Annotated in this window: 11 protein-coding genes; 3 read left to right on the top strand and 8 right to left on the bottom strand. The window is 43.1% G+C overall.

The features are described 5' to 3' along the window. Positions 1–3: 3 nt before the first annotated feature. Genes PQ461_RS18885 through PQ461_RS18895 form a run of 3 tightly spaced genes read right to left on the bottom strand, consistent with a single transcriptional unit; the run spans position 4 to position 4688 of the window. On the bottom strand, positions 4–3129 hold the full coding sequence (locus tag PQ461_RS18885) for an efflux RND transporter permease subunit (protein WP_274207094.1): 3126 nt from the start codon (positions 3127–3129) through the stop codon (positions 4–6). A 9-nt stretch (positions 3130–3138) separates the two neighbouring features. After that, on the bottom strand, positions 3139–4215 hold the full coding sequence (locus tag PQ461_RS18890) for an efflux RND transporter periplasmic adaptor subunit (RefSeq protein ID WP_274207096.1): 1077 nt from the start codon (positions 4213–4215) through the stop codon (positions 3139–3141). Next, entirely contained in the window at positions 4212–4688 is a 477-nt protein-coding gene (locus PQ461_RS18895; RefSeq protein WP_274207097.1) for a MarR family winged helix-turn-helix transcriptional regulator, read from the bottom strand. The genes PQ461_RS18890 and PQ461_RS18895 overlap by 4 nt, the downstream gene beginning before the upstream one ends. Before the next feature lie 120 nt (positions 4689–4808). On the opposite strand from PQ461_RS18895, the gene PQ461_RS18900 reads away from it, so the two are divergent. The 3 genes from PQ461_RS18900 (at position 4809) to PQ461_RS18910 (ending at position 7363) form a co-directional block, all read left to right on the top strand. Continuing rightward, the gene (locus tag PQ461_RS18900; RefSeq protein ID WP_274207098.1) at positions 4809–6605 is read left to right on the top strand and encodes a M61 family metallopeptidase; all 1797 of its coding nucleotides are present in this window, start codon (positions 4809–4811) and stop codon (positions 6603–6605) included. Between the two features lie 92 nt (positions 6606–6697). Next, positions 6698–6853, top strand: coding sequence for a lmo0937 family membrane protein (locus PQ461_RS18905; protein WP_274207100.1), 156 nt, complete (start codon positions 6698–6700; stop codon positions 6851–6853). 135 nt (positions 6854–6988) lie between these two features. Next, on the top strand, positions 6989–7363 hold the full coding sequence (locus PQ461_RS18910) for a hypothetical protein (protein ID WP_274207101.1): 375 nt from the start codon (positions 6989–6991) through the stop codon (positions 7361–7363). A 59-nt stretch (positions 7364–7422) separates the two neighbouring features. Here PQ461_RS18910 and PQ461_RS18915 read toward each other — a convergent pair whose 3' ends face one another. From PQ461_RS18915 to PQ461_RS18935, 5 genes are all read right to left on the bottom strand, one after another. Continuing rightward, complete coding sequence (locus PQ461_RS18915; protein WP_274207102.1) at positions 7423–7971, bottom strand: YciE/YciF ferroxidase family protein; 549 nt, start codon at positions 7969–7971, stop codon at positions 7423–7425. Positions 7972–8046: 75 nt separating this feature from the next. Next, the gene (gene ligD / locus PQ461_RS18920; RefSeq protein ID WP_274207103.1) at positions 8047–10599 is read right to left on the bottom strand and encodes a DNA ligase D; all 2553 of its coding nucleotides are present in this window, start codon (positions 10597–10599) and stop codon (positions 8047–8049) included. A 3-nt stretch (positions 10600–10602) separates the two neighbouring features. Then, the gene (gene ku / locus PQ461_RS18925; RefSeq protein WP_274207104.1) at positions 10603–11370 is read right to left on the bottom strand and encodes a non-homologous end joining protein Ku; all 768 of its coding nucleotides are present in this window, start codon (positions 11368–11370) and stop codon (positions 10603–10605) included. 130 nt (positions 11371–11500) lie between these two features. Beyond that, a complete protein-coding gene (locus PQ461_RS18930; RefSeq protein ID WP_274207105.1) occupies positions 11501–12883 on the bottom strand; it encodes a glycosyl hydrolase 53 family protein in 1383 nt (460 codons plus the stop codon). Positions 12884–13376: 493 nt separating this feature from the next. After that, on the bottom strand, positions 13377–14702 hold the full coding sequence (locus tag PQ461_RS18935; RefSeq protein ID WP_274207106.1) for an APC family permease: 1326 nt from the start codon (positions 14700–14702) through the stop codon (positions 13377–13379). Positions 14703–14722: the final 20 nt, after the last annotated feature.

Genomic DNA, 14722 nt, shown 5'->3' on the forward strand with positions numbered 1-14722 from the left:
TGCTTATAAATTTTCGATCAGTTTAATTTCTTTTTGTTCATTAGCTTCTTCAGGTGGTTCTTCATCCGGGTTATGCCTTGTTTTAGATGCCATCATTACATACATCACCGGGATGATATAAAGTGTCAGGATTAAAGAGAACAACATACCTCCCATAATGACGATACCCAGCGAAGTACGGCTTTTTGCACCTGCACCTAAAGCGAACGCAATCGGCACCGCACCTAAAACCACCGCTAAGCTGGTCATCAGGATGGGGCGTAAACGTGCTGTTGCTGCTTCAATAGCTGCCTCGTATTTAGACAGGCCATGCTCCATACGCTGGTTGGCAAACTCCACGATAAGGATACCATTCTTGGTTACCAAACCTACCAGGGTAATCATACCGATCTCGCTGAAAATATTCAGCGTTTGGTTAAACAACCATAGCGATATAAATGCACCGGCAATAGCCAATGGCACGGTAAGCATCACAATAAATGGATCTATAAAACTTTCAAACTGTGCGGCCAGTACCAAGTAGATCAATAACAAGGCAAAGCCAAACGCAAACAGGATGTTTGACGAGCTTTCTGCATAATCCCGCGATGGCCCGCTTAATGCGGTACTAAAACTTGGATCGAGCAGGCGGTCGGCAATTTTCTGCATTTCGGCAATACCATCACCTACCGTATAACCCGGTGATAAGCCAGCCTGTATAGTTGCCGATTTAAAACGGTTAAAGTGATAGATCGACGGCGGGGTGGCATCCTCTGCTATATGTGCTACGTTATCCAACTGAACCAGTTGTCCGCGGTTGTTACGCACGTAAATGGATTTAAGATCCAAGGGCTGATCTCGGTTTGCACGGTCAACCTGCGCAATTACCTGGTATTGTTTACCATTAAGCAGGAAATAGCTCAAACGACCGTTTGAGTAATACAGCTGTAAGGTTTGCGCAATATCATTTACCTGTACACCTAAATCGCGCGCGCGGTCACGGTCGGTTACTACCGTAATTTCGGGCTTGGTAAATTTCAGGTTAACGTCTGATGTGGCGAAAACCGGATCGCGTTGCACCTCAGAGAAAAACTCGGGCAATACTTTGCGGATCTTTTCAAAGTCCTGATTTTGGATTACAAACTGCACAGGCAAAGATGTACGCGCACCGCTACCACCACCCGATATGGTTTGCTCCTGCACCACAATGGCACGGGCATCCGGGAAACGGCTTAATTTTTTTGTAAGCCAGTCGGCTATCTGTTGCTGGGTACGCCCACGCTGATCTGGCGGTACCAAACCGATACGGCCAAAGCCGCTGTTAGCCGAACCACCGCCACCACTACCCGGAGAAATTACCGAAATATTTACGTTAGCTTCAGGTATGGAATCGTCTACCAGTTGCGATACTTTGTTCATGTATTTCGACATAAAGTCGTAAGTAGCGCCCTCTGTACCCGTAACCTGGTAACGTAATAAGCTGCGGTCATCTAACGGTGCCAGCTCTGATTGGGTACTTTTAACCAAAAGGCCGATGATCACCAATGACACCACCATTAACGCAACTGAGATCCAACGGCGTTTCATAAATGATATCAGCGTTTCGGTATAAGCGTTGTTCATCCGTTGGAAAAACGGCTCTGTTTTTTCGTAGAAACGTGATTTCTTTTGGTTCTTGCGGATCAGTTTTACGTTAAGCATTGGCGTTAACGACAGCGACACAAATGCAGAGATCAATACGGAACCCGCTACTACTATTGCAAACTCACGGAATAACCGCCCGGTAAACCCTTCAAGAAAAACGATAGGTAAAAACACCGCCGCCAGCGTAACCGACGTGGAAATTACGGCAAAGAAAATCTCGGCCGAACCTTCAAACGCGGCTTTCCGTATTGGCATGCCCTCTTCTACCTTTTTATAGATATTTTCCGTTACCACAATACCGTCATCCACCACCAGGCCCGTAGCTAAAACAATACCCAATAGCGTAAGAATATTGATAGAGAACCCGAATATGTACATGATGAAGAACGTACCGATCAACGATACCGGAATATCGATCAGCGGGCGGAAAGCGATAAGCCAGTCGCGGAAGAAGAGATAGATAATAATAACCACCAGTACAAACGCTACGATCAGCGTCTCTTCCACCTCATCAATCGATTGGGTGATAAACTTGGTATTATCCAGTGCTACCTTTACCTGTATATCAGGCGGTAGGTCTTTCTTTATTTGCTCTAAACGCTTATAAAAGTCTTTGGCAATTTGCACATAGTTTGCGCCGGGCTGCGGCACAATAGCCAAGCCTACTTCGGGCACACCGCCTTCGCGAAGCGAGGTCTCTTCGTTGGCTGATCCCATTACCACGTAGCCAATGTCTTTAAACCTGATAACACGGTTACTATCGGCACGGATGATCAAGTTATTAAACTCTTTCGGGCTCGACATTTTACCCAATGCCCTTACCGTTAATTCGGTATTGTTACCTTCTATCTTACCGGCAGGTAACTCCACGTTTTCATTATTTATAGCGTCCCTTACATCGGTAGCGGCAAGGCCAAGTGCAGATAGTTTATTAGGATCAATCCATATACGCATAGCGTACTGGCGCTGGCCCTGTATGTTGATAGAACTTACACCCGGTATGGTTTGCAAACCTTCCTGCAATACGTTTTCGGCATAATCATCTACCTGCATAATATTACGCGTATTACTGCTTACCGTAAGGGTGATGATATTATCGGCGTTAGCATCGGCTTTGGTTACTACCGGCGGCGCATCAATATCCTGCGGTAACTGGCGCTGCGCCTGTGATACCTTATCGCGCACGTCATTCGCAGCAGTTTCCAAATCAGCATCAAGGGTAAACTCGACGGTGATACTACTGTTACCCACACTACTTGTAGATGAAATATTACGGATACCCTGCACACCGTTAATCGCCTTTTCGAGCGGCTCGGTGATCTGCGATTCAATTACCTCGGCATTTGCACCCGAATAGCTGGTATTTACCGTAATAATAGGCGGATCAACAGACGGGAAATCGCGTACGCCTAAAAACTTATAGCCAATAATACCGAACACGACTATCACTACCGACAACACCGTTGCCAGCACCGGCCGTTTTATACTGGTTGAGGATAAACTCATTGCTCGTTATTATTTAATAATTTTTACAATTTTCAGCGGCACCTTTGGTCGCATCTGTATCAGGCCGGATACGATAAGGCTATCACCAGCCTTTAAGCCCTGCGTAATTTCAATTTTGGTATCAGTACGCAAATCGGTTTGTACAGCCCTCTGCTCGGCTTTTCCGTTATGAGCGATATACACCAAGCTCGATTTGATATCCGGTATTACACATTCGGTAGGCACCATAATGGTTTTTGGGATCTGGTCAAGCGTAAGGGTGATCTTAGCAAAGCCGCCTGCTGTGATCTTGCCATCCGGGTTAGATGCCTTTGCACGTACGGTAAGTGTACGCGATGTTTGATCTATTGAAGGATCAATTGCATATACCGTAGCACTGAAGGTTTCGCGCGAACTGGCTATGGTAAAATTAACTTTGCTTCCGGGCTTAATCAGTGGCCCGTAACGCTCGGCTACCGAAAAGGTAAGTTTCATAGGGTCGGTGCTTACCAATGTAGCAATCGGCGTAGTTGGCGACAGATAACCACCCGGGCTTACGCTACGCAAGCCAATAGTACCAGAAAATGGAGCCCGTATCTCTGTTTTGGCAATTTGTGCCTTGATTACTTCCCCCTGCGCCCTCAACGATTGATAATTTGAAAGTGAGGTATCATATTCCTGCTGGCTTACCGCTTCTTTTTGCAGCAATACCCGGCTGCGGTACTCGTTCTCTTTAGCTAAAGCAATCTGATACTGGTTTTGCTTTAAGGATGCCACAAGATCCTGGTTATAAACTTTTACCAGCACCTGCCCTTTAGATACGTGGCCGCCTTCTTTAAAATAAATACCGGTGATGTTGCCTGCTGTCTGGCTGATCAGGTTTACCTTTTCGTTAGGGTCAACATTACCTGTAATATCAATGCTATTGCTTACGCTGGTGTCCTTAACAATCATTACGTTAACAGGAACCGGCCCGTTCTTACGCTTGCCCTTACCCCCCGATGCCGTAGGCCCGCCATTTTTGTCTTTGGCGCCATGAAATTTATTAAAGATCAGAAACCCTACTACCAGGGCCAGTGCAATGTATACGATGTACCTCGTTTTCATAAATTATTGGTATCGCTTATTTGGGTGTATGTACTTGGTTCAGCGGAGATTTGGTTTTTTAAATTTTGCTCTATTTGCAACAGCACGCGATTAAAGGTTTCAAGATCATCTGTAGATATGTTCTCTGTGCTGTTTTGGTTCATCTGCTTAAATGCCTCCAGTATCTGCGGCACTTCCTCAGCTGCCTTATCTGTGGTTTTCAGCAAATGTTCGCGGCGGTCGGCAGGATTGGTTTCGCGATAAACGTAACCTTTTTGGGTAAGCTGGTCAATGATACTTACCAAGGCAGACTTATCCTTATTAAGCAAACGCGAAAGCCCTTTTTGTGTAAGCCAGCCATTGTGCAAATGGATAATTACCAGTATATCCATATAGCGCGAAATATCCAGATGAGCCACCTGTTTTGCTAACGCAGTAACATAGATGCGGCCTAACTGAAAAAGTTTACGCGATATCGGTATTGTAATTTCCATTTATAAAATGCGGAATCTAAGATAATTGGTTAAAAAGCATAATAGTTGTGTGTATCAACCATTTTACAACACTTTCAGCTTAGCCTGATACTGCTAAAAAGTTTTTTATAACTTGGCGGCATGAAGAGATTTACTTTATCTATTGTACTGTTAATTATAATGATGACGAACTATACGAATAGCGAAGCTGCTGCCGCTAATTTGAAGATCAGCTATGAGGTAAGCTTCCCTGAAGCACAGGCACATTATGCTGATATTGAAATGAACATCAGCGGTATTGCTCAAAAATCAATTGACTTAAAAATGCCGGTATGGACACCCGGCTCATACCTGGTGCGCGAATTTGCTAAAAACCTGGAATCATTTGCGGTTGAGGCCAACGGCAAAACCATCCCTTTTGTTAAAACACGTAAAAATACCTGGCATATTAATACCGCCAACCTGAGCAGCATTAAGGTAAAATACCGCATGTACTGCTTCGAGATCTCTGTACGTACAGCGTTTATTGATGCTACCCATGCTTTCCTGTCAACATCGGGAATGTTCCTGTATCCGGCTGGCATGTTGCAAAATCCTTCAACTATTCATATCAAACCTTACAAAAACTGGGATAAGGTTTCTACCAGTTTAGAAATGGTAAATAATGATCCGTTTACACGTACTGCACCTAATTACGATATCCTTTTCGATTCGCCGATTGAAGTAGGCAACCAGGATGTTTTTTACTTTGATGCAGCGGGCGTTAAATATGAAGTGTGTATGTACGGTGGTGGCAATTACGACAAAGAACGCCTTAAAAAAGACATGGCGCATATAGTAGAGCTGGAAACCGCTGTGTACGGTGAAAACCCAAATAAGCATTATACATTTATTGTACATAACTACAACAGAGGTGGCGGCGGCCTGGAGCATTTAAGCTCAACCGTTTTAGGCGCTTCAAGAAACAATTACAATACAGACGCCGGTTACCAAAACTTCCTGAGCCTGGTATCGCATGAGCATTTCCATTTATGGAATGTAAAACGCCTGCGCCCAATTGCTTTAGGCCCGTTTGATTATGATAACGAAAACTACACCACCGATCTGTGGATAGCCGAGGGCTTTACTGCTTATTACGATAACATGATTGTTCATCGTACCAAGCTTTATTCTACCGAGAACTACCTGAATGTATTGGCACAGGATATTGATATTGTTGAAAATACACCCGGCACCAAAGTTCAGCCATTGTCGCAGTCGAGCTTTGATGCGTGGATAAAAGCTTACCGCCCGGATGAAAACACCATCAACACCGCAATATCTTATTATAACAAAGGCTCTGTAATGGCGCTGTTGCTTGATCTTGAAATCATTAACGATAGCAAAGGCAAATATCGCCTTGATGATGTCATGAAATACATGTATAACGAGTATTACAAGCTTAAGAAACGTGGTTATACTGATGCTGAATTTAAAGCAGGCCTTGAGAGGTTTGCCGGTAAAAACCTTGATAGCTTTTATGCAAAATATATAAACGGTTTAAGCCCGATTGATTATGATCATTACTTGGGCTATGCCGGTTATCATTTAGTAGATCAGAATAAAGATAACAATGTACCATCGTTAGGTGTAAGGCTCGCACAAGGCAATGTTGCCCGTATAGCAGGTGTATTGCGTGGCAGTGCAGCATGGGTTGATGGGCTGAATGTTAACGACGAGATCACCGCTATAGACGGCCAGCCAATTACTGACCCTAAGAAAATGCTCGAAGGTAAAAAGGTAGGCGATAAGATTACTGTTACTGTTGCCCGTGACGGACAAAGCTTACAGATACCGGTTACCCTGTTACGCAATAACGATGTTAAAACTAAGATTGAAAGCGTTGCTGCACCAACAGCCCAACAAATAGCTGTGCGCAACAAATGGCTTTCTCTTTAATGATGTAGTGAAATTTTTTAAAACTTTTTGGTGTTTTTTAACTTGTAGTTATATAAGTAACTTAAAACATTAACCTTTAAAAAACATCTGTCATGAGATCATTATTGTATATCATAGCTGTAATCCTGATTATAGGCTGGCTATTAGGTGTATTTGTTTATTCGGCAACTGGTTTAATACATGCCTTATTAGTAATTGCTATTATTGCTTTATTACTGGGCATTATCAGAAGGCCAACAACAATATAAAGTATCATACAAATATCATTGCAAAACCCGGTTAAGCCGGGTTTTTGTGTTTTGTAAAGTTTTTGAGCATTTAAAAAATATTATGAGTGATTATAAGAGAATAATATATCTTCGTTTTTTAATTAGAAATAAACAATGTCAATTATAACGAAAGTTAGCGAAGAGTCTTCTAAATCCCTATTCACACAAAAAATTGAAAAAACTTTATTTGACATTTTAGATGATGACGAGCCTGTAAATGTTTACATGCTAACTGATATTTGCAAAAGTACCGGTGTTGTATTTGAGCACCATTTTCCGAAAGAATATGTTTCGGGCCAATACAATTTAACTAAAATCAGTAACGGAAACTTTGATACCGTACTTAAACTAACAGAAGCACTTTACAATACCTGCATCCGCTTTCAAAAATTTGATCTTGCCTTAATTGTAAACTCAGTGGTAATGCGCGGCCTTCTGGATACCGGCTTAAACTTAAACTGGGTTGATGGCAGGTTTTACAACTGCTGATCAACAACAAAGGCGCCAAAATTGGCGCCTTTGAACAAGTTAAACATCTTATCCCGTACTTATTTTTTTTCGCTTTTAGCAGATTGGTTGATGTTACCTTCCGCAATTTGAGTAAGCAGGTCGTCTGTTTTCTTTTCTTCTTCCAAAGTTTGTGCTAACAGATCAGCAGCTTCGTTATAACCTAATGTAGAGGCTAACGTTTTTAAGGTACCGTATGAAGCAATTTCATAATGCTCTGCCTTTTGAGCCGCTGAAATAATACCTACATCGCGGGTAATGGTACCATCCTCGGTATCTTTCATAATCTCTTCGCCTTCTTTGATCAGGCCTTCCATCGCTTCACATTTTTTAGCTGACGCTTTTTCGCCGATTGATTCAAATACCTGCTCTAAACGGGCGATCTGGCCTTCGGTTTCAGTCATGTGGGTTTCCAATGCCTGGCGCAATTCGTCAGATGTAGCGTTTTTTGCCATTTTGGCTAAAGCCTTGGTCAGGTGCTTTTCAGCCCAGTAAATATCTTTTAATTCGTCAACAAATAATTCGTTTAATGCTGAATCTTCAACACCGGTTGCTTCAACCGGCTCTTGTGTTTTAGTTTTAGTTGCCATAGTAGATGTGTCTTATATTTAATTAATAATATCAACACTTAACTACTTATTAAAGTTTGATGAATTAGTTAAAATTTAAACTTCGGATTCTTTCATCAGTTTCAATGCCTTTTTAAGATCTGCTTTACTGTCAAGAATTTTTGCCCAGGGATCATCAACAGCCTTGATACGTTCAAGCGCATTGAAAATGGTATAGTCCGAAAGTTTTAAATTATCATTTACTTCATGCCAGTGCAAAGGCATGGAAACCGTAGCCCCCGGCTTTGGCCTTGCCGAGTAAGGAGCCGCAATAGTTTGCCCGCGCCTGTTTTGCAAAAAATCGATATATACTTTTTTTGGCCGTTTGGCAGGGCTGCGTTCAATGCTTGTCGTATCAGGTAACTCATCATGCACCAGGTTGGCCACATACTCTGCAAATACCCGGATGAAATCATAGTCGTATTTTGAGCCTACATGGCAAAATATATGCAATCCTTTTGAACCGGATGTTTTGATAAAAACATCCAGCTGCATTCGGTCAAATATTTCCTTGGTTTTTAAAGCTACCTCGACTGCCCAGGTAAAGGGCACATCGTGCGGGTCAATATCAATGACCACAAACTCCGGATTTTCCGGCTTTTTATAAGAGCTTAACCACGGATTAATTTCTATACAACCCATATTAGCAAGTAGTACTAACGTGGCTGCGTCTTTTCCAATGATCCAGTTAACATCTTTTTTGATACTATCTGAATATAATGGCTGCGTTTTAACCCATGCAGGGATTTGGCCGGGATCAACATCTTTCTGAAAAAAGCCATCATCTTCTATACCATTGGGCTGTCGGCGCATAGAGATAGGCTTGTCTTTCATATAGGGCACCATATAGTCGGCCACCTGCATGTAGTAATGCAATAGCTGACCTTTGGTAATGCCCTCGTTTTTCCACCATAATTTATTCTGATGCGTAAGCTTTATGCTGTGGCCGTTGAGTTTAATAGTTTGGTCGTCCGCAAGTTGGGTATCCGGCGTTTCGGGAACAACGTTCTCTGGCTGTTTATCCAACCTTAACCCTTTAAATACCGGGTGGCGCAGATGATTTTCGCCAGTCCATTCGCTATACCAAACTTCGCAAACTAATTCGGGCTTAACCCAGGTAACCGGGCCACGCTGGTGTACCTTTTCGGCAAGTGTACGGTCTTTAGTCATCAGCGGCTCCATGCGGTTGTACACATTTTTCAGTGATACATCATTAAACCCCGTACCTACGTTACCAATATAACGCAGCTTACCGCCTTCCTTAATGCCTAAGATCAGCGAACCAAAATAATGCCGCGAACCTTCGGGCCTGGTAAAGCCACAGATAATTGCCTCCTGCGAATTTTGGAGTTTGAACTTCAACCAGCGATCGCTGCGCTTGCCGCTTTCATAAGTACTGTTTTTGTCTTTACCGATGATACCTTCCCATCCATTTTCACGGGCTTCTTTCATCAGTTCGGCGCCTTTACCTTCCACATGATCATGGTAAATAATATTTTTTAGATTAGGGTATGAGCTGAGTAATGTTTTAAGCAATTGCTTGCGTTTCCAGAGTTCGAGCGAACGCAAGTCGTGCCCATCCAGCATCAGTAAATCGAACACGTAATATTTCAGCGGAAGCTTTTTACTGCTGTTCTGGTAGTTCTGCAGTTCCTGGAAGTTACTTTTACCATGCTTATCCTCAACTACAATTTCGCCGTCTAAAACTGCAGGCCTGTCAATCAGCTTTACCTGATCCATGATTTGCTTGTACTTGTCGCCAAAGTCGATGTTATTGCGCGATATTAATTTAGCTTTTTTACCGGTATAGCCAACTGCGCGGTAGCCATCCAGTTTGTGCTCATAAATCCAGTCGGCATCATCAAATAATTTGGCTTCCAGCTTAGCCATCATGGGCTGGTAAGATCTGGCAGCCGACTTAGGCGCTTCATCAACACTTACCTCGCCAGGATTATCTACATCAGCCTCTTGTTTAACATATTCATCGCCAGCAACTTCGTGATATATGTCAGCAGCATTCTGGTGCTTGGGCAGCTTTTTGGTTTTACCGCTTTTGTTATTAAGCAGTTCCTTTATATTATCAGGCACAAAGTCTTCGCTGTTATAAGCCGTAGTTACGGCATAATCATCCTTATGCTTAATCAGCAACCACGACTTTTCATCTGAGTGAAGCTTGACCAAAGCAAACTCACCTCTCAAAATCTCGCCGTGCAACCTGAATTTCAGGTCGCCTTTTTTAAGCCCAGCATGTAAGGCTTTAATGTTATCAGCAGGGTCTTCGGCCAATGACTCGTAAGTACCCTGATCCCAAACGATTACTATGCCTGCACCATATTCGCCATTGGGAATAACACCTTCAAAAGTGCGGTAATCATAGGGATGGTCCTCTACCATCATAGCCAGGCGCTTATCGCCCGGGTTCATGGATGGGCCTTTGGGCACAGCCCAGCTTTTAAGCACGCCATCCAGCTCCAGCCTGAAATCGTAATGCAGGTGCGAGGCATGATGCCGCTGCACCACAAATTTCAGCTCTTTGTTATCACTTTTACCGCCCTTGGGTTCGGATGTTTTATTAAAATCACGCTTCTTCTCATATTCTTTTAAGCCCATAACCTATGCCCCTTTCCTGTTTAAACTGGCCATCAGTTGATCGTACAAATCATCTTCTGACGTTTTCTTCACCTTCAGCTTCTTAATGGTTGGACGTTTACCCTTCGCTTTGGCATGTATAATTTTTAGCAACTCGTCTACGTAATCATTCTTAAACTTTTTGACATCAAATTTTTCAGAATACTGGTTGATCAATGCCAGCCCCATATCCATTTCTTTCTTGCTCAAGTCTTTGCTTTGAGGGATATTCAGTTCATCTGTTGCGCGTATATCCTGCGCAAAGCGGATTCGTGTAACCACCAGCACACCGTTCTCCGGGTGAATGATGCACAGGTTTTCTGTACTGCGCAGTACAAAGCGGGCAAGGCCGGCTTTTTTGCTTTTCTCAAGCGCTTTAACTAAAAGATTATAGGCTTTACTGTTTTTTTGCTCGGGCTCGGCATAATACGAGGTTTCATAATACATGGGGTTTACCTCGTTCATTTCCACAAAGCTTTCTATCTCTATCAGCTTTGTTTTTTCGGGCATGGCTGCCTCGAAATCAGCTTCTTCCACAACCACATAATCATCGTCCATTTTGTAAGCACGCACGATTTTATCATACGGAACTTCCTTTTTAGTATTCTCGTTTACCCGCTGAAAACGGATACGCGCATGGTCGCGGCCATCCAGCATGTCCAAGTCGATAGAGCTGTTTTGAACTGCAGAATATAATTTAACAGGAATGTTGACCAGCCCGAAGCCTATCGAGCCTTTCCATATTGATCTCATAGTTAGATGATTTACGTCTAACTATAACTATCAAATTGGCAAAACGGTTTCGATCAGAATTTACAGGATTGAAGGATTTTCAGAATACCACATTCTGTAAATTTTTGAATTCCGTAAATTATGATCGAGATTACTTTGCAGGCGGTATGTGATACTTTTTGACGATCTGATCGTAAAGGTCGATCAGTTGATTTGATTTACCATCATCATCAAATATCTTTTCCCAGGTAAATAGCGGCTCCCATATAAAAGTACCCAACCATTGGTTATTCGGCACATTAAAGGCAATATCGTTGACTTCGGTTTTAAGCTGGGTGTATTCGGCTACCATTACCTGACGTTTGTAACGTAATGCCAGGTCGCCCATGTTATTTTTAAGATCGGTAAGTGTGCCATGCCATTTAGGATAGTAAGACAATCCGATCACATCAAAAGGAACATTACGTTTAAGCATATTATCCATAAAGAAACGCGATTCGGCATTTTGTCCGCCAAGCGCCACATGCAGCATAACAGGCGTTTTGCTGTTTACCGCTTTAACTCCCCTTACGCCTGCATATATTAATTGCGCTAAACTATTCAGGTGGTTAATCCTACCGTCGGGCCATATCATGCCGTGATTGATCTCGTTGCCAACCTGTACCATATCCGGCAATGTACCTTGTGCCTTTAATTGGCTAAGCACCATTACGGTGTAGGTATAAACCGAGTCCTTTAAGGCACTGAAGCTGGCTTTACGCCATGCCAATGGTTTATATTGTTGCTGCGGATCTGCCCAGTAATCGCTGTAATGAAAATCAAGCAATAGTTTAAAGCCGGCAGCCTTTGCGCGTTTAGCCATTTGCTTGGTATGCTCCAGATCGCAAAAACCTTTACCCGGAGAGTAGCCGCTATCGCGCGCAGGGTTATTAAAAATCCGTAATCTGATATAATTAAAGCCATGATCTTTCAATATCTCAATGGCATCTTTTTGCTTGCCCTTGTCTGAGAATTTAAAGCCTTTTGCTTCCAGCTCGGGCAGAAAAGAGATATCGGCACCTAAAATTTTACCCGCAACATGCTGAGGGGTGTATTTTGCGTTGGTCACCACATGGGGCTTACCTGTATGCACTAATTGTATTTGTGTTGAACCGGGCCACAAGCTACCCGACTTAGCTTCGAACTTTACTTTACCTGTCTTATTGCCAGCCAAAAGGTTTGCCCACAATACTCCGTTAACCAGGTGCCCTTCAGTAGTTTTACCTGCTGTATAGTAATTCCTTTTATCGCCAAAACTGGTGATTTTAGCATTGCCTGTAACGGTAAATACAATATGTTCGTCGGCATTGGTTAAGGTGTGCCCTTGCTTATCGATAATGGTGATTTTAATCTTTGCCAGATCTTTGCCATTAGCAAGCATGGTGGTTTTATAGGGCGTTACCACTACCTCAGCCGGACTACCTGCTTGCGCATTAACAATAGCTGGGGTGAATAATAAAGCAAAGCTTATAAATCTTATTATTTTAGAAAGCATGGTGTAATAATTGGAGGGGTAAAGTTAGATTTAAATTGTTGGCTTGACAATTTACCCTTAATATTACTTATTGTCGGCCGCCACTCAATTACAGTTCAGGATGTTACTTTGTCTTAGCCACAAAGTAACCAAAAGGCCAAGACAGCAAAATGCTTCTTTATCGCAATATACCATTCTGCAAAGCCGTCCAATCCCGGAATCGCAGCAAGGCATTCGCACCAAATCTTCCGGCTTTCACCCAGAAGCTGCTTGCTGTCATAATATTAAATAACATAAAGAATTTCTTAAATAAGTTTTTAGAATGTGCGCAGGGCTGACGAAAAACGCGGGCCATGCGTTGGAGTGAATGGCGTTTTAGCTTTTGGCGCGATAGCGTTACTCAAAAGCGTAAAAACGCCAGAGCGGGTGGAAGGATTTTTTCGTCTTGATTTTTGGTTACTTTTTATCAAGAAAAAGTAACAAAGCGCCCCGCGGCTAAAGGCGGAGTAAGCATTTAAACGCGAACTTCTCCCCTCCCTTTCACCAACATAATCACCTGCCACGCAACTTCGGCGGTACAAAGCGCCAGCAAAGCAAAAACTGCCGGGATAATCGCCTGCTCTTTCGACACAAAAGCACCTGTTAATGCAACCACATAAACAGATGCCGGAATGATAAGACAGCCACAAAGCGCCCTAGTGCTTAAAGGTATTTTAAACGGGCGGATAACATCCGGCGATTTAATGCGAAGTACAATTAACGTCAGGTACTCTAAAAATAAACCTGCACCATATACAGTAACATCTATAATCAATAACTCATCAAACGACCATAATACCATCACGCTAACCACCAGCGAGCAAACAATGATAGATAAGTAGGGTGTATTAAATTTTGGATGTAATTTTGTTAAAGCTTTTGGCAGCAAACCATCATCAGCCATTACCTTGGGTATGCGGCTAACAGACAACAATACGGCTGTATAAATACCCATTGCACAGGCCATGCCCCCGGCTGCGATAAATATGCCCAGCCATCTGCCACCTATCAGCACACCTAATGCCGGGAAACGCTGTTCGGTTAATACTTTTGTGCTTATGCCCGACTGCTGCGCCACCACAATGGTGATGATATAAATAAGCAGCGTCATGCCGAAGGCTGTAAATACAGCAAATAGATAGGCTTTAACCGGCCGTTCTACCTCGCCCGCATAAGTGGTTACATTGTCCCACCCGAGGCAGTTCCACATTACTGTATACAAGGCCATAGCCAACGATGGGTAGGTCAAATGCTTTAATGATGGTGCAGGCAATGTAGGAGATAACGAATGATTAATGAGTGCGGTTATCAAAAGAATCAAGACCGGGCCTAAAACAGCAACACTTAATATCATAGATGTGCGGCCAACCTGCGCAATGCCAAGTACATTAATAACGGCAGATAACCAAACAAACACCAGGCAAACCATTAGTTGGTGCTGCTGCATCCACGGGAAAAAGAAAGAGCCGTACTGTACAAACATTACCGGATAAATGGCCAAATCTATAAAGGTGTACAACCAGGTCCACCAACCCTCATAAAACCCAAATCGGGTACCTAGCCCCTGTTTTACCCATTGATAATAACCGCCTTCAACCGGCATCATGCTGTTAAGCTCGGCAACGGTTAAGATGGCTGGCATATCCCACAAAAAAGGAGTAACAACCAGTAATAATAACGATGCATGCTGACCTGCATAGCCGATCAGTTCCTCTAAACCATAAGGGCCACCTGCCACCGTAAAAAACACGATGAACACCAATTGTATAGCTCGAAGCTTCTTAGGCGCAGGCTTTGTCATTTAATATTTAGCCTCTGAAG

The organism is Mucilaginibacter sp. KACC 22063, assembly GCF_028736115.1.
In the GTDB taxonomy this organism is placed as follows: Bacteria; Bacteroidota; Bacteroidia; order Sphingobacteriales; family Sphingobacteriaceae; genus Mucilaginibacter.

Coding starts and splice junctions, on each gene's coding strand:
- PQ461_RS18885 (WP_274207094.1), bottom strand. CDS start 3,129: ATGAGTTTATCCTCAACCAGTATAAAACGGCCGGTGCTGGCAACGGTG.
- PQ461_RS18890 (WP_274207096.1), bottom strand. CDS start 4,215: ATGAAAACGAGGTACATCGTATACATTGCACTGGCCCTGGTAGTAGGG.
- PQ461_RS18895 (WP_274207097.1), bottom strand. CDS start 4,688: ATGGAAATTACAATACCGATATCGCGTAAACTTTTTCAGTTAGGCCGC.
- PQ461_RS18900 (WP_274207098.1), top strand. CDS start 4,809: ATGAAGAGATTTACTTTATCTATTGTACTGTTAATTATAATGATGACG.
- PQ461_RS18905 (WP_274207100.1), top strand. CDS start 6,698: ATGAGATCATTATTGTATATCATAGCTGTAATCCTGATTATAGGCTGG.
- PQ461_RS18910 (WP_274207101.1), top strand. CDS start 6,989: ATGTCAATTATAACGAAAGTTAGCGAAGAGTCTTCTAAATCCCTATTC.
- PQ461_RS18915 (WP_274207102.1), bottom strand. CDS start 7,971: ATGGCAACTAAAACTAAAACACAAGAGCCGGTTGAAGCAACCGGTGTT.
- ligD (WP_274207103.1), bottom strand. CDS start 10,599: ATGGGCTTAAAAGAATATGAGAAGAAGCGTGATTTTAATAAAACATCC.
- ku (WP_274207104.1), bottom strand. CDS start 11,370: ATGAGATCAATATGGAAAGGCTCGATAGGCTTCGGGCTGGTCAACATT.
- PQ461_RS18930 (WP_274207105.1), bottom strand. CDS start 12,883: ATGCTTTCTAAAATAATAAGATTTATAAGCTTTGCTTTATTATTCACC.
- PQ461_RS18935 (WP_274207106.1), bottom strand. CDS start 14,702: ATGACAAAGCCTGCGCCTAAGAAGCTTCGAGCTATACAATTGGTGTTC.